Consider the following 20,528-nt stretch of genomic DNA (forward strand, 5'->3'; position numbering starts at 1 on the left):
GGTCGAACGACCGGCGGAATTGAAAAAGCACACCATGAACCTGCCCCTTTTAGTGCAGCGAATTGGTGCGACCCCCCGGATTATCCCGGGTTTTTTAATTGGCGCCTCTATGTCCCGGGCCTTGGTGGGAGTCAACCGGTGCCGTTTCCAGCAGATGTGCAGGAACAATACGGATCGGAAGCGACGTTCAAGCCGGCCCTAGGCGGCGATGCCCACAGTGCCGGCTTCCATGGAGGCCGCCTTCAGCGTCAGGATCGCATTCGCGCCCCTGCCCTGACCTTCGCTTTCCAGCCGCAGCGCACCCTCCATCGCGTTCATCGAATTGGCGCACCAATGCAGGCCAAGTCCGCCCGATTTGTGCCCGCGCGTCGAATAGCCGCGCTGGAACAGGGTCGCGCCGGCCTGCGGTTCGAAGCCCTCGCCATCGTCGCGAATCGCGACTCGGGTCTGACCGTTCGCTTCGTCGATCGTCACCGTCACGGCACCGCTATTGGTGCCCTTGGCCGCGACCGCCTCCGCCGCGTTGGCGAAGAGGTTACCGATCACCTGGCTCAGGATCAGGCGGTTGGCCATGACGTGATGCGGCTGTGCGGGGAAGTTGAACATGATCGACACCTCGCCCGAATAACGCGCGATCGTCGCGTTCTGGGCGACGATGTCGGTCACGTTGCACGGTTCGAGCACCGGGCGTTCGTGCGCGGCATGCTGCTGCGCGCCGATGATCTCGAGCACCTGGCTCATCGCCTCGCGCCCGTCGTTGAGCTGCGCGCGGCGTTCATCGCGGTCGCGCGCTTCCGCCTCGACCGCGGCGGCGACGAATGCGACGAGCTTTTCGCGGCGCGGCTGCGGCAAATCGCTCCGCGCCAGTTCGGCGACGGCCCGGTCGAGCGTCGCGCGGTCGATCGGTGGCGGCTGAGCGATGCCCTTCGAGATGATCGTGCTGATCGGGTTGAGCGCGTTGCGGACGTTGTGCATCACCGCGACCGCACTTTCGTTGCGGCCTAGCGCAAAGCTCTGCACTTCGAGCCGCTCGCGCAAATCCTTCAGCTGGCGCAACATCGAATTGAAGCTGGTGCCAAGCGAGCCGATTTCGTCGCGCCGCCCCTCATCATCGAGCAGGCCGAGCGAGCCCGACTGACGCACGATCTGCATATGGCTTTCGACGCGGTGCAACGGGCGCAGCACGAGCCGGGTGAATATGCGCCGCAACACGACCAGCAGGATGACCAGCAACATGGTCGACCCGCCGATCGCCAGCATCAGCATGTGCTGGCCAAGGATCGAGATTTCCCGCGGCACGCTGAACACGGTATTGGCGACCGCATGGCCGTTCACGCCACGCACCGGCACGGCGATCTTCATCGAACTGGGCGTGGTCGAGATTGTCTCCGCATCCGACGCATCGGCAAGGTCGAGCCGGGCGGGCAGCTGCAGCAATTCGGAAATCTGGCCCGAGCTGATCTGGCGCGCCATCAGGACATAACCGCGCGGTGCGCCGGTGCCGTCGCTGCGACGGACCTGCGCGACGCCGACCGCCGCGACGCTCGACCCGAGCCGCGTGTAGAAGCTCGCCGAATTATTCCTGCCCACCGCACGAGCGAGGTCGATGTCCCGGATTGCCGCGATCAGCCGGGCACGCATGCCGGACTGATCGGCGCCCGTCTTCGGATCGAGCCAGCGTGCGATGACGATGCGGCCGTCCTCGGCGACATAGGCCATGCCGTTGACGTCGAGATTGGTCATCGCCAGCGGCGAAAAGGATTCCTGTTCGAATTTGGCCGATGGGGCGGCCATGTAATCATAGCTCGAAGTCCAGTCACCATAGTCGCGTACCGCGCTTTCGACCTTGGAAGCATATTCACCCAAAGCCGCGCGCGTGCGTTCGACATGCTGGTCGATCGATTTATTCTCGAGCTGATTGAAGCTTGGCGTGATGACGCTGGCCAGCAACAGGGTGAGCGCGACCGAGCCGGCCAGGCCGACCGCGGTCAGGATCAGGACCAGCTTTGCGCCCAGCGACGCCGGGCTGCGCAACGCACCGATCCGGCCGATCGCGGCGCGAAAGGACGCCATTAGCCGTGCGTCCCGTTGCCCAACAGCGGTTCCGCATCATCCTCGACCGCATCGGTTTCGGGTTCGGCCATGAAGCGGCGATGCGCGATTTCGGTGGCGATCTCGAGATCGACCGGGCGCGAGAAGAAATAGCCCTGGAGATGCGAACAACCCGCGACGCGCAGCGCCTGGACCTGCGCTTCGGTCTCGACCCCTTCGGCGATCACGCCGAGACCGAGCGAGCGGCCGAGATGGACGATCGACTGGACGATCGCCGCGCTTTCACGCTCGCGGCCCATGCCGTCGATGAAGCTGCGGTCGATCTTCAGGCAATCGAGCGCGAATTTGCGGATATTGTAGAGCGACGAATAGCCCGTGCCGAAATCGTCGAGCGCGATGCGGAAGCCCATCTGGCGCAATTTGTAGAGCGTCTCGGCCGCGCGATCGGCATCATCGAAGATCGCGGTTTCGGTGATCTCGATCTGCACGCGATTGGGCTCGATCCCGGCGCGCTGCACGCTTTCCATGATGCGGCCGACGAAATTGTGGCGGCGGAACTGACGCGGCGAGAAATTGACCGAGACATATTGCCCTGGCCATTCACCGAGCACGGCGAGCGATTCCGCGAGCACCCAGTCGCCCAGTTCGTGGATGAGATTACTTTCCTCCGCGATCGGGATGAACACTGCGGGTGAAATCGGGCCGTGATCATCGGTATTCCAGCGCAGCAGCGCTTCGAACCCGACCACTTCCAGGCCTTCGCGCGCGACGATCGGCTGATAGACCAGCTTGAGTTCGCCCTTCTCGATCGACCTGGACAGGCCGCCTTCGATCCGGCGGCGCAGCTTGATATTCTCGTCCATGCTTTCATCGAACACGCGGACGATGCCGCGCCCTTCGCGCTTGGCATCGTTGAGTGCGAGATCGGCGCGACGCATCAGGTCGGTCGGGTCGCGCAATTCGGTCGGCGCGGAGGCGATCACGCCGATCGACGCGCCGCCCTGAACCGAATGGCCGAGCACCTTGAAGGTGCCGCAACAGCCGCGCAGGATGCGTTCGCACTCCATTGCCGCAGCTTCGGCGCCGGGTGAATCGAAGATGATGCCGAATTCGTCGCCACCGAGACGCGCGACCATGCCGCCCGCCGGCACCGAGTCCTGAAGATGCGTGCAGATGATGCGGATCAGCTCATCGCCGGCAAGATGACCGAGCGTGTCGTTGACCAGCTTGAACCGGTCGAGATCGACCATCGCCACCGCAAAGGTCGCGTCGCTGCGCGCGCGATCGGTCAGGGCGCGGCGGAAGGCGAGACGATTGGGCGCCTCGGTCAGCGGATCGTGATTGGCGATATGGATCGCGCGGCTTTCGTTGGCGGCGAGTTCGTGGCTCTGTTCCTTGAGCGTGACAATCTGCGCGGCGAGCGCTTCACGCGCGGCGGCGAGTTCCAGATCGACTTGCCAGCGATGCGCCAGCGCGGTCGCGGTCTGCGTCACTTCGGCGACTTCGAACGGCTTGGCGATGTAGAAGATCTTGTCCGCCGGGCCGGCCGCGCGGCTGATTTCGAGCGGCGAGAAATCGGAATAGCCGGTAACGATGACCAGGTTGATGTCGGGATCGAGTGCGCGGATGCGCTTTGCGGTTTCCTTGCCGTCGATGCCGGGCGGCATGCGCACGTCGATGAACGCGACGGCGTATTTCTCGCCCCTGGCGATCGATGCCTCGACCGCGGTGACGCCTTCGATCCCCTGCATCGCATGCGTGAGGGTGAAAGCCATGGCCGGCGCGGCGTCGGCATCCCCGTCATCATTGTCGCCGAACAGTTCGACCGCCATCGCGTCGAGCGCGCCGGCATGACCAGCGGCCGGCGCAAAACTGCGCCGGTAGCTGTCGTGCATCCCTGGTTCGTCGTCGATGATCAGAATGCGCATGGAGCACCGCCATTCGTTTCCGGCGACAGTGCTGATGCCGGAATGGAAAATAAAAGGTTCAATTTGTTGGTGACCGGGCCCTTGGGGATATTTGAGTCGATCGCTGGCCGGGGACGCCAGCGGGGAACGCAGGGTAAAGGTGCGCCGCCCAACGGGCTGGCGAGCAGTATCGCGTCATAATGTGCCGGGCGTGCCATACGCCGTTCCCCTTCACCGAAATCACGGTTGATCCGGCGTAAGCAGACAGGGTTAAGGCGCCGTAAACGCTATTTCGAAGCGGCGGCGTCCAGTGCGTGATGGCCGAGCACGATTGCGCCCAGCGGCCCGGCATTATTGCCCAGTTGCGGCGCGACGATAAATGCATCCAGATCGGACAATTCGGCCAATGCGGCATAGCCGCCAAGGCTGCCCGCGAGCAGCGTCCGGATCCGCGGGAAGAGATGTGGCACACCGGTCATCACCCCGCCGCCCATGACGATGCGGCGCGGCACACCGGTCAGCACCAGGGTGTGGAGCAATTGCGCGAGCGTGTGTGCGACGCTGTCCCAGGCCGGATGATCGGCAGGCAGATCGGCTGCGGGCCGCCCCGCGCGCGCGGCGATCGCCGGACCCGAGGCAAGGCCCTCGACGCAATCGCCGTGGAACACGCAAATGCCCGGCCAGGCATCGCCCGCCATGCGCACCGGGCGGACATGGCCGAGTTCGCCCGCGATCGGCAGGCCATCGGCGACCAGGCCGATGCCGACGCCAGTGCCGACGGTGATATAGGCATAATCCGACAGCCCGCGCGCGGCGCCCCAGTGCCCCTCCCCCAAGGCTGCGCCGACGACATCGGTCTGGAACGCCATCGGCACGCCGGTGTGGCGGGCGAGGCGCAGGCCGACATCGGTGTCGGACCAGCCGGGCTTGGTCGTCGCGGTGATGAAGCCGTAATTGGCCGCCGACCGGTCAAGCGAGACCGGACCAAAGCTGGCGATGCCCAATGCTTCGAAGCCCGTCCAGCGCGCCAGCACCGCCTCGATCGCGGCGAGCGTCTCTTCCGGCGTGGTGGTCGGCACGCGCACCGTTTCGCGGATATCGTCGGGGCCGGTGGCGAGGATGCAATTGCACTTCGTCCCGCCCAGTTCGACGCCGGCGATGAGGGGCGTGGACGTCATGCGAGATCCTTCAGCGGCGTCGCGGCGTCGGCGATGCGCGCGGCGTCGGGCGCTGCGCCGGCAAGCACGAGCGCACGTCCCTGGACATAGTCGCGCGTCGCGTTGACGCAATCGAGCGCGATGACCTTGCCGCCCTTCAGATAGACCAAGGAGAAGCTGCGCGCAGCCGGGTCGCCGCGCAGTACCACCGCGTCATAACCGACCGACAGGCCGACGGTCTGCAGCTTCAAATCATATTGGTTCGACCAGAACCACGGGATCGCCTGATAAGGCCGATCATCGCCCATGATCCCCTTGGCGACGAGCGTCGCCATGTCATTGGCGTTCTGCACGGATTCGACGCGCATCACGGTGCCCGCGGCAAAGCCGTTGGCGTGCAGCGCGCAATCGCCGACCGCGAAGATATCGGCCAGGCTGGTGCGGCAGCGATCGTCGACCGCGACGCCATTTCCGCCCTCGGCGCCGGCCGCGATCAGCGGGGCGACTTCGGGGATGATGCCGATGCCGACAATGACCATGTCGGCGGGCACGACTTCTCCGTCGGCGAGTTGCACGCCGGTGACGCGGTCCTGCCCGAGGATGCAATCGACCGTCTCGTTCAGGCGCACGACCACGCCGTGGGCGCGGTGTTCCGCTTCGTAGAAGCGCGACAAGGGTTCGCCCGCGACGCGCGCGAGGACGCGGTCGAGCGCTTCGAGCACGGTGACATGCTTGCCGAGCTTGGTCAGCACCGCCGCCGCCTCCAGCCCGATATACCCGCCGCCGATCACCACGACGTGTGCCGTACTGTCGAGTTCGGTCATCAGCCGGTCGACATCGGCGCGGGTGCGCACGGCATGGACTCCGGTATAGTCGTGCCCGCTGCAGCTCAGCCGGCGCGGGGTGCCGCCGGCGGCCCAGATCAGCTTGCCATAGCCGGTCGAGTTGGAGCCGATCGTGCCCGCCCCGGTCGTCACATTGTGCGCGGCCGGGTCGATTGCCGTCACGCGCTGTCCAAGCAGCATCGTGACGTTGCGTTCCTGCCAGAAGGCGGGCGGGCGGATCAGCAGCCGTTCGAAGGCTTTCTCGCCGGCGAGATAATCCTTCGACAGCGGCGGGCGTTCATAGGGTAGTTCGGGCTCTTCGCCGATCACCGCGATGGTCCCGTCGAACTTCGCCTGGCGCAGCGCGATCGCGGCCTGTGCGCCGGCATGTCCCGCGCCGACGATGACGATGTCGTAGCGGTCGATCACCCCACCCGCTTCCATCAAACGAGCCTTTCCGCGTGCCAGCGGACATGATCCGCCATGAAAGTGGAGATGAAATAATAGCTGTGGTCGTAGCCCGGCTGCATGCGCAAGTTCAGGTCGATCCCGGCGGCGTCGCACGCCGCGCGCAGCAAGTCGGGTTTCAATTGTTCGGCCAGGAATTGATCGGCGTCGCCCTGATCGACCAGCAGATCGGGCACGCGCGCGCCGTCCGCGATCAGCGCGCAGGCGTCATAGGTGCGCCATTCACTGCGATCGTTTCCGAGGTAACCGCCCAGCGCCTTTTCACCCCAGGGGCAATCGAGCGGCGACACGATCGGCGCGAAGGCCGAGATGCTCTTGAAGCGGCCGGCGTTGCGCAAGCCGATGGTCAGCGCGCCATGCCCGCCCATCGAATGGCCGGTGATCCCCTGACGCATCATATCGACGGGGAATTCCGCCGCGATCAGCGCGGGCAGTTCATCCTCGATATAGGAGCGCATGCGGAAATGCGGCGCCCAGGGTTCCTCGGTCGCATCGACATAGAAGCCCGCGCCCTGACCGAAATCATAGGCGTCGTCATCGGCCACGCCCTCTCCGCGCGGCGAGGTGTCGGGCGCGATGAAGATGATCCCCGCATCGGCACAGGCGCGGTGATAGTCGCCCTTGTCGGTGACATTGGCATGAGTGCAGGTCAGGCCGGAAAGATACCAGAGCACGGGCAAGGTCGCGCCCGTTTCATGCTCCGGCACGAAGACCGAGAAGGTCATCGGCGTGCCGGTGGCTTCGGACTGATGGCGATAGACGCCCTGGACGCCACCGAATGCCTTGTTGGTCGATACCGTCTGAAGTTCTGACATGCTTCACTCACCCCGGCCGCGTTCGGCTTTTGCGATATCCGAACCGTGACTGCCCTGACACTTTCGGCGGGTTGAGTGCAAGGTCAACGGACGGCGGGTGGCGCGAAAGTTGGGGTGTCCGGCAGTGTCCCGGATTGGTGCGTGAAAGCGTGTGGACCATCAGCGTGAATTACAGCGTCCGGGAGCAATGTGAATCGACGCGATCAATAGGCGATTATTCGGGTTCGGCGGGGCGGTCGGTTGCGCGATAGAGGAGATATGGGACACCCATTGTGTTGTATCTTCGGGCTTGCCCGGGGATGGTGAGGGACGATCCGATCGGGGACATTTCCGGACGGCCGGGCAGGATGGGCGGGGGAGATATGGGACACCCTTAGTTGTATATCTTTGGAGCCGGGCCGGCGCGCCAGAGTGAGATATATCACTTATTTATCAATTAGATATGTAATATATCTCGCGAACCATCGCATGCGACATCGTGTTTTTTTGGAACCGAGTCGCTTGAATCGAACTAAGCTTGAGATTGACGGCCAGAGCGTTGCGTTGAGACCGGTTCTTCAGGCACCCAACTGCACGATCGCCGTCATTCCATCGATTGTTCAAAATCGACAACGACGATCTCATTTCCAGTCACGGCCGCGAAGCGGCGGGCGGTTGGGTGCGCCGCAAACAATGGACAATCATGCTTTATGCCCGTTCGTGACTCCGCGTCTGGCGCGGCGGCGACCGCGATCTCCGGCCACGCCAGCGCCGTATCCAACCCCGGTGCCCACCAATGCGGATGCCCGTGTTCGACATAGGCCACGCCGCCGGCACAGGGAAACAACGTCGCTTGCGGGTTCCAGTCGCTGGTCCGGCTGATCCACCGCCCGTCGCGCGCAGACCAGATGCCGGATTGCGGCGGCCCGTCGGATGGGTCGCCGTCGTCCTCATCTGCCGTGACGACTACCCGATCGGCATCCAGCCAACATGCCGCATGAACCTCGCACCCGGGTGCCGCCCCTTCCAGGGCGCCGTAATGTGCCTCCTCCCGATCCAGCGATGCCGGATCGCGCAACGCGTGCTCGACGTCGAAAGCGCAAAAGACGTTAAATGGATGCCATATCCAACCGGCCGATAACAGAAAGCGCCCGTCGGGGCTGAAACTCAGGCGGGAATGAAAGACATCCTGCGCTTCGCCTTTCCTGCTGGTGAGCCGCTCGCCCTCGGCCAGCGTCTCTATCTCGATAACATTGTAGGCGTCGGGGCAATGCGCGAGCACCTCGCGCCCGTCGGGCAACCGACCGAGCGCGATCGGATAGGCATATTTGCTGGCCTGATAATAACTGCGGCCGATTTCCCGGATGAGCCGACCTTGATCGAGAATGATGCCCTTCGTCTGCCGTTCGCAGAACAGGACGGAAAACCGCCCCGATGGCGAAACGAGCGCGCGGTCGAAACCATAGGCGTAGTGTGTGTCGCCCGCGACCTCGGTGCCATCGGCCAGCCATTGCCAGCCGCCGACCCCATCCACCAATGCCCCGTCCTGCCACGCAAGCGATTGCGGCGGATTAGAGAAGGGGAATCGGGTGATGTGGGATTTGAACATGCTCCATGATCTACGATGCCGATTCGCGAAGCGCACCACTTATCCGCTCACCGAGCGGCGCCGTGATTGCAGTTATCGTCGTTTGTCACCCACGAAACACACGCCGTCACCGCCTTGTGCCTTCTTCTCGGCCATCCACGCAAAGACGGCTTGCTCGGCGATCACTTAGCCAAGTACGTCATGCTGAACTCGTTTCAGCATCCATGCACGGTCATCCGCCCCTCGGGTGTCGTATTTTTTGCCCACTGACCGCGCCTGGATGCTGAAACAAGTTCAGCATGACGGCGGTACTTGGCTCAACGACATAGCGGCCGACTACGCTCAGTCAGCCCTTACGCCGCGCCGATCCGCTGCAACTTGGCCAGCAGCATCTTCTGGTCGAACGGCTTGGTGACATATTCGTCGGCGCCGGCGCCGATGCCCTGGTAAATGTCGATGCTCTCTGCCTTGGAGGTGCAGAACACCACTTTCGGGGTCACGCCGCCGTCGATCCGGCGCAGCGCGGCGACGAATTCGACGCCGGTCATCACCGGCATTTCCCAGTCGAGCAGGATCAGGTCGGGCATCGCCACCTTGCAGCGGGCGAGCGCCTCCTCGCCATTCTCGGCCTCGATCACCTGGTAACCGAGATCGGCAATGATGCGATGGGCGACCCGGCGCATGACGCGCGAATCGTCGACCAGCAGGCAGCGCCGCTGGCGTGGCGGCGCGGCGGCCACCGGCGCGGGGATGGTCACCGGTGCGGGGGCGCGTACGGGCGCCGGGGCGACAGCCATGGGTGCGGGCGCAGCCATTGGTGCGGGGGCGGCCGGCTGCGGGGGTCCGCGGGGAGGCTCCGCAGGCGCTTGATCAGGCCCTTAATGACTGCGGCTCCTTGTGGCTCAGGACCTGGCTGGTCGCGGCGACGACGGCCTGGTCCGCATCGGTCATGCGGACATGGATGAACGGCACCCAGATGTCGCCGAATTCGGCCTTTTGATACCAGACGTCGATGATGTCGTACGAGGCCCAGAAGCCGTCCGGCTCACGCAGCCGCAGCCCCTCCCCGATCCGCGGCACCGCGGCGAAGCGCAGCCCGACCTGTGTCTGATGCGTTTCGTTCTGGACTTCGATTTCGATCAAGGACGGTCCTCCGGCGTACGGGGACACCTTAGCCGGGTAATTCTTGCTGAAATGCGAATGGCGGGGTGAGCGGGATGTGGCGCGAGAGGAAAAGCGTTTTTTCCACACGCGCCGTCCGACATGATCGCCGATGCGGCGACTACGTGGCCGATATTTTACGGGCCGTTAGCATCCATCGTTTAGGCCTGAGAGGCGTCAAGGAAAATACCATGCAGTTGGGATGTCAGGGTTGCCGGTCCGAGGGTCATGCATTTGATATTGCGATGGCTTTCCAGCCCATCGTCGACGTCGAGACAGGACGCACCTTCGCGTTCGAGGCGCTGGTGCGCGGCAGTAACGGCGAGGGCGCAGGGGAAGTCCTTGCCCGCGTCACGCCGGAGAATCGCTATGCGTTCGATCAGCAATGCCGAGTGGCCGCAATCGAGGGGGCCGTTGCGGCGGGCATTCTGGAAACCGACGCCCGGCTCTCGATCAATTTCCTCCCCAATGCAGTCTATTCGCCGGTTGCCTGCATTCAACTGACGTTGAAGACGGCGCGTGCGACCGGCTTTCCTTCTGATCGGCTGATCTTCGAATTCACCGAGAATGAGCAGATCGCCGACACCGATCATGTCGAGAATATCATCAACACCTATCGACAGATGGGCTTCGCAACGGCGATCGATGACTTTGGTGCAGGGCACGCCGGGCTAGGGCTTCTGGCCAAGTTTCAAACCGACTTCATCAAGCTGGATATGGAACTGGTCCGCGGGATCGATGCGAGCCTGCCCCGCCGGATGATCGTCGCGGGGGTCATTCGCATCGCGGAATCGCTGGGTATCACGGTCATTGCCGAAGGCATCGAGACTTGCGCGGAGTTCGATGCGCTGCGTGATATCGGCGTTCGCTACATCCAGGGGTATCTGCTTGCCCGTCCGGGTTTCAAAAGCCTGCCCGGTATTACGTTGCCCAATGAGCGCTACACGGCAGTTGCTTGAGATATAAGTTACTTGGCACGGCGCTAATTGCGAAAGAGCCTTTTGGTCCAGCCTGCCGAGGTTACCCGCTGATAGTTTGGGGGTTATTGCACGTGGCACCGTAATTCCGAGTGAAGCGCTGTGACCAAGGCCTCCTCTATTTCGGCATCCCGCTAAGCCCGCTCGCCTTGCGCAGCGCGCTCCCATCCAGCCGGTACCCATCGAGGAACACCGTTTCGACATGGCGCAGATTGGTGATGTCCTGCGAGACATCGCCATCGACCAGGATGATGTCCGCGGTTTTGCCCTCCGCGATCGATCCAGTGCGGCCGTCCATGCCGGTCATGCGCGCGGGCACGATGGTTGCGGTCTGCAGCGCCTCCGCATTGGTCAGGCCCGCTTCCTGATAGAGTTCAAGTTCGCGGACCAGTTCAAGCCCATAGCCGTCGGTGCCGGCGACGATGCGCACGCCCGCCTTGTGCAGCCGGCCGACCAGGCCGACCATCTTGGCGAAGCTTTTGCGGAAATCGTCGCGGGTCAGGCCGCCGAACAAGGGATAGCCGCCGATCCGCCACCCGCGCACGACCGAGGGCGGTGCGACATCGGCGAAGGGCGCATATTCGGGCGACAGCGCGGTGCCGTCAGACGTCATCAGCGGCTCCCACACGGTCAGAGTCGGGTCGATGATGGTCTTGCGCTTTGCCAGTTCCGCATAGAAGGTCTTCATCGCGGGGGAGTCGAGATCGACATCCTTGCCGTATTTCGCCGGCCCTTCGAGCCGCGCGGCGGTGTTGGCCTTGTCGACCACATCCTGAGGCATTGCCTGCATCATGATGAAATTGATGTGCGTGACTTCATCATAGCCGGCGCGGACGGCGTCGATCGGGCGCATGCCGGCGGGGATATGGCCGTGGACGTGCAGGCCGAGCTTGTGCGCCTCGGCCGCGCCCGGCGCGATCCAGGCGGGAGTCATCGAGGTGTAGAATTTGACGCCCCACAGGCCCGCCGCCTTGATCTTGTGCACCGCGGCAATCGTTTCCGCCGCCGATGAAACGGTGAGCGCGCCCTGTGCGGCGAGCGGGTCCTTGCGGTCGATGATCACGGAAATCTTGCCGTCGGGCGCAAGCAGGTCGCCGGCGGCGCGACGCTTGTAAATGCTCAGCGCTTCGTCGATCATCGTGCCGGGGCTGCGATAATTGGTCATGCCGGTGGCGAGATTCTGCAGCAGGTTCCAGTCGTCGCCGACATGCTGATGCGCATCCCACAGGCCAGGCAGCAGCGTCTTGCCGCGCCCGTCGATGACGGTAGCGTTCAGCGGCGTCTTGATCGATCCGGCGGCGCCGACCGCGGCGACCTTGCCGCCCGCGATCAACACCGCGCGGTTGGGGAGATAACGGCCGGCGACCGAATCGAACATCAGTACATTGTCGACCAAAGTCGCCGTGCGGTTGGCGGGCGTCAGGAAGCGGTGCGCGACATCGCGGACCATGTCCGCAGTCGCCTTGTCCTGAATGTCCTTCAGCCGGGGCCCTTCAGCCTCATAGCCCGCCGGGAGCAGCGAGATTCCGCCGGCATTGCCGAAGAAACGATTGTCGCCATCGAGCCAGACCGGCGACGGGGCGAAGCCATAACCCGTGATGAAGGCAAGCTTGACGGCCTTCTTGCCTTGCGGGCCAGCGATCTCCACCGGCCGGCCAATGGCGATGCTGGCATGGCCGGTCGGCAGCAGATCGATGCCCTTGGCACCCGCGGCGACGAGCGCAGCGACATCCATTTCGCCGGCAAGCCAGGGACCGCCATAGGTGTTGTAGCGCTTGGTCCCGAACGGGGCCGAGCCGGAATCGACCACCGTCTTCCAATGCGCGAGGCCGCCGGTGTCGACGGTGAAGTCCTCAGTCGCCTCGCCTGAATCTGTATAGCCGCGGATGGCGATCGCGGAGGGGCGCTGGTCGGGGCCAACCGTCACCAGCTCATCGGTTTCGGTGACCCAGCCGCGCAGCGACATCGACATGCGATAGGCGACCCGGCCGTCCGGCATCTTCCACGACCAAATGTCGCCATGTTTTCCGGCGGTCGAGCTGATCGTGTAATGCCGCGCGTCCGCGGGCGGCTTCATCAGCTGCTCTTTCGGGGTCGATGCACTGGCGATTGATATGGGGGCGATCGACGCGGTGGCGGCAAGCAGTGACGCTAATATCGTTCGGTACATGGTGATCGCTCCCCGCGGGGTAGGAATTGGTGCGAGATTGGCGGGGCGGGTGCGGTGATGCAACTGGGGATTGTGTGGTGCGGGTGTTGGGGGGGCGATTGCACGTGGCGCCGTAATTCCGAGTCCTTTAAGGAGGGGCTCGGAAGACCGGTGGAGCACAAGCCGATGGAGAAGACGGAGTGAGCTTTCCAAGCGGTCTGTGGGTCGATGTACACATTTTCGTTGGCGGGGTTTTGGGCGCAATAATTTGGCTGCTGCAAAGACCCGCCCCAGATCCAACTTGGTTCATGGTTGGCGGTGTGGTTTCTGGATTAGCGATGGCGCATGCTACTCACCAATTTCGGATTTATCGCGCCAAATCCAGGTCGGGTTTGTAGGCTATACAGTCGCGCCAATTAACTAAGGTATTGTGTCCCAAAAATTAGATCGGGGATTAAGTAACTGTCACCGTAATAGCCTCAATTACGGCGGCTAGTGCAATTGATATAGCGGCAGCGCGTGTTTTGGAATTAAGTAAAGTGTCGCGGTAATGCCAGTTCGTTACAAGTTATTCGCAGACTCAAAGTGGTAGATCGCCACTGCAAAAAAATGCAATAAAAGCGCCTCTTCGGTAATTACGTCCAGACTGGATCAAAAAAATATTACCCCTTGGTGCATTTTAAATGACAAGAATATGATATAATTCTCGGAACACTTAATTGGGGATGGGCATAATGATAGGTAGACTGGCGCTTTGTATCGCATTCTCAACCCCATTGACAGGCTGCATCAATCCTTCGATGCCGAAGCCCTCGGACGGCAAGGCTGTAGCCAATGGAGAGAAACAGGTATTCGAAACCATCGACGCACTCTCTAGGCAGCAAGCACAAGACGTTGTTTTCCGCATGGGGTGGATCGACGATGGCAATAAGCCTTACGATGACTACGATGTGAAAGTATACTACGGAGGGCCGGTGCTCGGCTCACTTATAGAAGGTCAGCTTGGCAACCTGATCAACAGTACGGCATGTAAGCCAGCCGCCGTTGAAGAAACTGCAATCAACGCGTTCAGCTCATATGAAGTTACCGGCCAGTTGGCCCTTCAGCTTGGCTTACCCATTCCGAATTTTCCATTGGGAATGAAGGCCGGCAGGGAGCTCACCTCTTCCTATTCCCTCGAAGGTGCACATCTCAAGCTGCTAACGCGTGACGAACTTGACAATGTTCTCGCTAACCCCGCCTGCCAGAAGCGCGTCGCGCAAGCAAAAGGGCGCGTCTGGATCGTACGAGGTTTAATTACTGCCAAGCGATCGTACAGTTTCTACACGAAAAATAGTGCGAGTTTGACGCTATCTATACCTAACTCGAATAACAGCCTGAGCAACGATTCATCTGTGAAAGGCGCCGGACAGGACAGCGAGGCTCGCGTCTATTTCATGGTCCTCAAGCCGGTACGACTTGAGACACAAACTTCTCTAGTCGATACGAACCCGCTTAACATCTGCATGGGCTACTCTGGTAATAAAATTTATCTCCAGAGAGACGCGGCCGATGCCACGACTGCCGGCGTCAACGTGCGAGACGCGCTCGACTCGAAATTCAACGTCGTACGCCAGATTCAGGCAATCGATCACGACCGCATGCCCTCGATTTCTCAGGTCCGGTATTTTTCTGCAGCGGATAAGGCCGCCGCTGAATGCGCTGTCTCGGTCTTGAAGTCAAATGGCCATAAAAACTCAAGGGCAGTTATGCTCAATTTGGCCTCACCGCCAAAGCAGCTTGAGATCTGGCTTACAAAAATAAACTGACTTCTTAATTTCGGCAGCAATTCATTCAGTTTTCGTGCATTGTTAATCATTCTTTGCTCTGAAATAATACAATTTTACGATAGTTTGAACCGGAAATGGATAATGAAAGACTTAACCTCCTGGCTTGAGGCACATGACAAGCTTGCTGGATGGGCTCAGTTTTTAGGAGCGATGCTGGCTCTAGTGGTAATATATTTCACAGCATTCACACCGATTTGGCACCGTAAGCGCCAACTTCGAAAGGCGGCGGTTCGTCTACTCGCCAACGGATATGAGGTGCTGGAAAACTATCATCGAACCACTCCTAACTTCTTACCCGTGTCGCTGACGCTACGAGGGGCGGCCCTTTCGGTGGGAGGAGTAATCGAAGAGATCGGTCGTTTTCCAATCTATGAACTCGATGATCAGGGTAGCAGGTCTGTTGCGCGCCACCTTATTGCGCTCAATGGGAATTTGGCAGCGACGCGTCTAATTTTGGAGGACACCGCCGCAAATATCGAGGGTCGAGCAGCAACGGAGGGTGAAAGGGATACATTAGTCGAATTTCTTGGAGAGCGCTTGGAGTTTGTGCGAAATATGATAGCTGGTGGGGAAATGATCCGGCCCGAATGGCAGAATCTGTAGTTTATCCATAGAAGATTAAGAAATTTCTCCATTTTTTTACCCAGAAAGGCGTATTTGAAAGTTGGCTAGCACCGAACAAATAGCAGCCATTAAGCGTATTTTTACTTGTCATCTTATGCGGACTCTACTCGAAACAAGCGACAGTGCGCACCAGCTCATGATAATTCTGTAAAAGATAGTAAGATTTCTTACCGTTCCTAAATCCGTAGTCGACGACGATCCTCGCCCCGAAATCCCCATTATTTAGGGCGTCGGACAGTTGCCGATCATCCATATGCGCCGCTGAGTGAATGCTTCGAATTGCTTCAGAAACTGAAAGCGTTTGCCATTCTCGGCCGAAGTGGTCGGTCGCGCGAGCAATTTGCCACATTGGAATGTTCGTTGGTTCGAGCGGGCTATCGCTACCTAGGTGATGAGCGATAAGTAGCGGCATGAGATAGCCCAACTGAAGACGCGCCCCCTTGGTCAATGCCAGTGCAGTTTGCAGCGACTCCATAACAGCGAAAGCATCACGCGCCGACAGCCCGTACATGCGAATATAGTCCGCGATGAGCGACGCGGGATCGAGCGACACTGGATTGTGGCCATCCTCCCGCTGGACGCTATGATGATCCAGCCTCGCAGTATCCACAGCCAACAGAGATATCAGATGCTGAACGATCGGCAGCAGCGACGCCTTCCGCAAGTTGTATCGGCGATTGAAGAATCTACGAAGATAGGCAGCGCTATCAAAATTGACGCCATAAGCTGCATTGATCGAATGCGTCAATTGAGCGCCATGCAGGCCGAGGACAAATGCTACTCCGGCCACGTCGAAAAGGTGCTTGATCTCCTCAAGCAATTTAACAGCATAGGTTGGACGGCATCGATCCAACTCGTCGATCACGATAACGATCGGCGTCTTAATCTGAAGGTCAGCCAAGCTAGCTACCACATCCGCCAAGCCGGCCTTCATCTGCTCGATTGCTTTTTGACCCTCACGAAAGCTCGTTATACGTTTTGCCATGCTGGGAGTGGCGACGTTGGCTATCGTCGCTGACGCATCATCTACAATAGCTTGGCCCACGGTCTTTGCCGCATCCTGATTGACATCCTTGACCGTCTCAGTACCAATTTCCAGAACGTTGCCAATCGCTGCCACAGCCCCTTGTGTGATTAGCAATCCAAGACCGCGTTTAGCCACACCAGCGGCTACGATAGCGCTTACCTTGCCGGCGCGACGCGTGAATTCCGTAACCCGCTCGCGTACTTTGACGTGTTTTTGCGTGTAAGGCTCTAACGCGAGTTCAAGCGTCGCTGCAAGAGCAACGAGTGGTTCGTTTTCTAGGTCGTCCACCCATGCATCGACGAACGCAACCGGGTGATCGGATGCCGCCATGTGTCGCACGAAACGCCGAAGGAAGTAGGTCTTGCCCTCCCCATAGCGGGCATCGACTGCGAGCACATGGGCTCGGCCGTCTTCTCTCACTACCGGTCTGGCTGCGATACTCTCTAGATAGCCAAGCAGGTCTTCCGCCTCTAGCCGACGATCTAAGAGATCATCCTTCCAGATTTCATCCAAGCTCTCCATTTCTGTACCCTATAAACACCGCCTATAACCAAAGCAGCTAGCCGTAATCCAATAGATCACAAACTCTTGTCGACGCTCTCCCCGCCCGTCCTATCACTCCACCGTAACCGACTTCGCCAAGTTCCGCGGCTGATCCACATCGGTGCCCTTGAACACCGCCACATGGTACGCCAGCAACTGCACCGGCACCGCATACACCAAAGGCGCGATCAGCGGGTGGACCTTGGGCATCTCGATCGTCGCGATGGTGTTCTCGCCGGCCTGGGCGATGCCGTCGGCGTCGGAGATCAGCACGACCTGCGCGCCGCGCGCCTGCGCCTCCTGCATGTTGCTGACCGTCTTGTCGAACAGCGGGCCTGAGGGCGCGAGCACGATCAGCGGTACGCTGTCGTCGATCAGCGCGATCGGGCCGTGCTTCATTTCGCCCGAGGCATAACCCTCGGCGTGGATATAGCTGATTTCCTTGAGCTTCAGCGCGCCTTCCAGGGCGAGCGGGTAATCCGGGCCGCGGCCGAGATAGAGTACGTCGCGGGCCGCGGCGATCTTCGGCGCCATCGCCTCGATCTCTCCGTCATGGGCGAGCGCGTTGCTCATCGCCTGCGGTACTTCCTGCAAGTGATGGACGATGTCGCGCTCTTCCTCCGGTGTGAGCTTACCCTTGGCGCGGGCGAGGTTGACCGCGAGCGCGGCCATCACCGCGAGCTGGCAGGTGAAGGCCTTGGTCGAGGCGACGCCGATCTCCGGCCCGGCATGCGTCGGCAGCAGCAGGTCGACTTCGCGCGCCATCGAGCTGGTCGGCACGTTGATGATGCCCGCGGTGGTCAGGCCGGCCGCCTTCATGTGGCGGAGCGCTGCGAGCGTGTCGGCGGTCTCGCCGCTTTGCGAGATGACGATGCCGAGCATGTTCGGGGTGAGGACGGGGTCGCGGTAGCGGAACTCGCTGGCGACATCGACCTCTACCTGGACGCGGGCGAGCTGTTCGATCCAGTATTTGCCGATCATGCCGACATAGGATGCGGTGCCGCACGCGACGATCGCGACGCGTTCGACCGAGCCCAAGTCGAATTCCATATCGGGCAGCGCGACCTGTTCCTCCAGCGGGCGGAGGTACGAGCGCAGCGTCTGCGCGACGACCACCGGCTGTTCGTAGATCTCCTTCTGCATGAAGTGGCGGTGATTGCCCTTGTCCATCAACTGGCCGGAGGCGCCGGAATTGACGATCGGGCGCGTGACGGGTTCGTTGTCGCGGTCATAGACCTGTACGCCGGCGCGGGTGATGACCGCCCAATCGCCTTCCTCGAGATAGGCGATACGCTGCGTCATCGGCGCGAGCGCGAGCGCGTCGGAGCCGAGATAATTCTCGCCGTCGCCATAGCCGACCGTCAGCGGCGCGCCGAGCCGGGCGCCGATCAGCAGGTCGGGTTCGGATTTGAACATCACGCCCAATGCGAAGGCGCCGTGCAGTTTGGGCAGGACGTTGGCGACCGCCTCGCGCGGTTTGAAGCCGCGGGCGAGTTCGCGGTCGATCAAATGCGCGACGACTTCGGTATCGGTCTGGCTCTGGAACTGGCGGCCTTCGGCGATCAATTCGTCGCGCAGCGGTTTGAAATTCTCGATGATGCCGTTGTGGACCAGCACGACGTCGCCGACGATGTGCGGATGGGCATTGTCGACGGTCGGCGCGCCGTGCGTCGCCCAGCGCGTGTGGGCGATGCCGCTGGTGCCGGGCAAAGGGTGCGCGGCGAGCTCGGCGGCGAGGTTGACCAGCTTGCCCGGCGCGCGGCGGCGGTCGAATTCGCCGTCATGCACGGTGCAGATGCCGGCCGAGTCATAGCCGCGATATTCGAGCCGTTTGAGGCCGTCGAGCAGGCGGTCTGCGACTGGGCCCTGGCCGAGAATTCCTACGATACCGCACATCTTGCTGTCTCCCCCCTCCCTGTAAGGGAGGGGCTAGGGGGTGGGTCAGCGGCTACTGGGCTCGATGCCCCGTCGTCGCTTTAGTGGTGAGGGCGGAGGAGCTCGCTGTGCTCGCTACCCACCCCCTGCCCCCTCCCTTGCAGGGAGGGGAGTGGTTATTTTTTCTTCGCCGTCATTGCGTCTCGAAAGCGTTTCGCCCAGCCGGGTCGGGTGTCCTGTTTGACGCGAGTCAGGGCGAGCGCGTCGGGCTCGACATCGGCGGTGATCACTGAACCCGCGCCGATGATCGCGCCGGCGCCGATATTAACCGGTGCGACCAGCGCGCTGTTCGACCCGATGAATGCGCCCGCGCCGATCACCGTCTTTGCCTTGAAGAAGCCGTCATAATTGCACGTGATGGTGCCCGCGCCGATATTCGCGCCCGCGCCGATCTCCGCATCGCCGAGATAGGTCAAATGATTGGCCTTGGCGCCGGGGCCGAGCACCGCCTTTTTCATCTCGACGAAATTGCCGATCTTCGATTTCTCGCCGAGGATCGCGCCGGGGCGCAAGCGGGCGAACGGGCCGACCTCCGCCCGCGCGCCGATCGTCGCGCCCTCGATATGGGAGAAGGCGTGGATCACCGCGCCGTCGCCGATCGTCACGCCGGGGCCGAAGAAGACGTTGGGTTCGATCACCACGTCGCGGCCGAGTCTGGTGTCGTGCGCGAACCACACGGTGTCGGGCGCGATCAGGCTGACGCCGTCGGCCATTGCCTGGTCGCGACGCTTCGCCTGCCAGCGGGCCTCGGCATAAGCGAGTTCGGCGCGGCTGTTGATGCCGATCACTTCATCGGCGTCGGTTTCGATCACGATCGCGCGGTCGCCATCGGCCAGCGCGAGCATGACGATGTCAGGCAAATAATATTCGCCCGCCGCATTGTCGTTGCCGACGCGTTCAAGCAGCGGCCAGAGATCGGCGGCGCGGATCGCGGTGACCCCCGAATTGCACAGGTCGACCGCGCGTTCGGCTTGCGTCGCGTCCTTATATTCGACCATCTTGGCGATCGATCCGTCGGCACGCGCGATGATCCGGCCATAGGCCTTGGGATCGTCGGGGCGGAAGCCGAGCACGACGACGCGCGGGGCGTCGGGCGCATCGAGCCGCGTGGCGAGCCGCGCGATCGTCGCGGTGTCGAGAAAGGGCGTGTCGCCGAAACAGACGATCGCGGTGCCGTCGAACCCGGCCAGCGCGTGCTTTGCCTGCAAAGCGGCGTGTGCGGTGCCGAGTTGTTCGGCCTGCACCGCCAGCGTCACGGGGTGACCGGCCACCGCGGCCTCGAGCTGTTCGCGGCCCGCGCCCGCCACCACGACGCTGCGCGTCGCGCCGGCGCGCTCGAAGCTGTCGATCAGTTGCAGCAGCATCGGCCGCCCCGCGATCGGGTGCAGCACCTTGTGCAGGTCGGATTTCATGCGTGTACCCTTGCCCGCGGCAAGGATGATCGCGGCGATCGGCTGGGTCATGCCCCCTGCCCTGCCACGACAATATTGCCA

15 protein-coding genes are annotated in these 20,528 nt (G+C 61.8%); 3 read left to right on the forward strand and 12 right to left on the reverse strand.

Annotation, left to right across the window (positions count from 1 at the left end; all coding sequences use genetic code 11):
• Nucleotides 1-198: 198 nt before the first annotated feature.
• From G4G27_RS11870 to G4G27_RS11905, 8 genes are all read right to left on the reverse strand, one after another.
• Entirely contained in the window at nt 199-2,073 is a 1,875-nt protein-coding gene (locus G4G27_RS11870) for a CHASE4 domain-containing protein (RefSeq protein ID WP_183113504.1), read from the reverse strand.
• Nucleotides 2,073-3,980, reverse strand: coding sequence for an EAL domain-containing protein (locus G4G27_RS11875; RefSeq protein ID WP_183113505.1), 1,908 nt, complete (start codon nt 3,978-3,980; stop codon nt 2,073-2,075). Before G4G27_RS11875 ends, G4G27_RS11870 begins: the two co-directional genes overlap by 1 nt.
• 266 nt (nt 3,981-4,246) lie before the next feature.
• Entirely contained in the window at nt 4,247-5,137 is an 891-nt protein-coding gene (locus tag G4G27_RS11880; RefSeq protein ID WP_183113506.1) for an ROK family protein, read from the reverse strand.
• Nucleotides 5,134-6,384, reverse strand: a complete 1,251-nt coding sequence (locus G4G27_RS11885; protein WP_183113507.1) for an FAD-dependent oxidoreductase — start codon at nt 6,382-6,384, stop codon at nt 5,134-5,136. Before G4G27_RS11885 ends, G4G27_RS11880 begins: the two co-directional genes overlap by 4 nt.
• Nucleotides 6,384-7,223 carry an S-formylglutathione hydrolase gene (gene fghA, locus G4G27_RS11890; protein WP_183113508.1) on the reverse strand — a complete coding sequence of 280 codons (840 nt, stop codon included), beginning with the start codon at nt 7,221-7,223 and terminating at the stop codon, nt 6,384-6,386. The genes G4G27_RS11885 and fghA overlap by 1 nt, the downstream gene beginning before the upstream one ends.
• 583 nt (nt 7,224-7,806) lie before the next feature.
• Nucleotides 7,807-8,850 (reverse strand): hypothetical protein, encoded by a 1,044-nt coding sequence (locus G4G27_RS11895; protein ID WP_183113509.1) that lies wholly within the window; start codon nt 8,848-8,850, stop codon nt 7,807-7,809.
• A 293-nt stretch (nt 8,851-9,143) separates the two neighbouring features.
• Entirely contained in the window at nt 9,144-9,587 is a 444-nt protein-coding gene (locus tag G4G27_RS11900; RefSeq protein ID WP_183113510.1) for a response regulator, read from the reverse strand.
• A 73-nt stretch (nt 9,588-9,660) separates the two neighbouring features.
• Nucleotides 9,661-9,933 (reverse strand): hypothetical protein, encoded by a 273-nt coding sequence (locus G4G27_RS11905; RefSeq protein ID WP_244624667.1) that lies wholly within the window; start codon nt 9,931-9,933, stop codon nt 9,661-9,663.
• A 209-nt stretch (nt 9,934-10,142) separates the two neighbouring features.
• Here G4G27_RS11905 and G4G27_RS11910 point away from each other — a divergent pair, with 209 nt between their 5' ends.
• Nucleotides 10,143-10,910: an EAL domain-containing protein gene (locus tag G4G27_RS11910; RefSeq protein WP_183113764.1), complete on the forward strand. Its 768-nt coding sequence runs from the start codon at nt 10,143-10,145 to the stop codon at nt 10,908-10,910.
• Nucleotides 10,911-11,046: 136 nt separating this feature from the next.
• Here the strand turns inward: G4G27_RS11910 and G4G27_RS11915 are convergent, their stop codons facing one another.
• On the reverse strand, nt 11,047-13,005 hold the full coding sequence (locus tag G4G27_RS11915) for an amidohydrolase family protein (protein WP_244624668.1): 1,959 nt from the start codon (nt 13,003-13,005) through the stop codon (nt 11,047-11,049).
• 806 nt (nt 13,006-13,811) lie between these two features.
• On the opposite strand from G4G27_RS11915, the gene G4G27_RS11920 reads away from it, so the two are divergent.
• Nucleotides 13,812-14,885, forward strand: a complete 1,074-nt coding sequence (locus tag G4G27_RS11920) for a hypothetical protein (RefSeq protein WP_183113512.1) — start codon at nt 13,812-13,814, stop codon at nt 14,883-14,885.
• Nucleotides 14,886-14,987: 102 nt separating this feature from the next.
• Complete coding sequence (locus G4G27_RS11925) at nt 14,988-15,509, forward strand: hypothetical protein (RefSeq protein WP_183113513.1); 522 nt, start codon at nt 14,988-14,990, stop codon at nt 15,507-15,509.
• A 124-nt stretch (nt 15,510-15,633) separates the two neighbouring features.
• Here the strand turns inward: G4G27_RS11925 and G4G27_RS11930 are convergent, their stop codons facing one another.
• The 3 genes from G4G27_RS11930 to glmU form a co-directional block, all read right to left on the reverse strand.
• A complete protein-coding gene (locus tag G4G27_RS11930) occupies nt 15,634-17,079 on the reverse strand; it encodes a P-loop NTPase fold protein (RefSeq protein ID WP_183113514.1) in 1,446 nt (481 codons plus the stop codon).
• A gap of 93 nt (nt 17,080-17,172) precedes the next feature.
• Entirely contained in the window at nt 17,173-18,996 is a 1,824-nt protein-coding gene (gene glmS, locus G4G27_RS11935) for a glutamine--fructose-6-phosphate transaminase (isomerizing) (protein WP_183113515.1), read from the reverse strand.
• 155 nt (nt 18,997-19,151) lie between these two features.
• Nucleotides 19,152-20,498: a bifunctional UDP-N-acetylglucosamine diphosphorylase/glucosamine-1-phosphate N-acetyltransferase GlmU gene (gene glmU, locus G4G27_RS11940; protein WP_183113516.1), complete on the reverse strand. Its 1,347-nt coding sequence runs from the start codon at nt 20,496-20,498 to the stop codon at nt 19,152-19,154.
• Nucleotides 20,499-20,528: the final 30 nt, after the last annotated feature.

The organism is Sphingomonas sp. So64.6b (genome assembly GCF_014171475.1).
GTDB lineage: Bacteria > Pseudomonadota > Alphaproteobacteria > Sphingomonadales > Sphingomonadaceae > Sphingomonas > Sphingomonas alpina_A.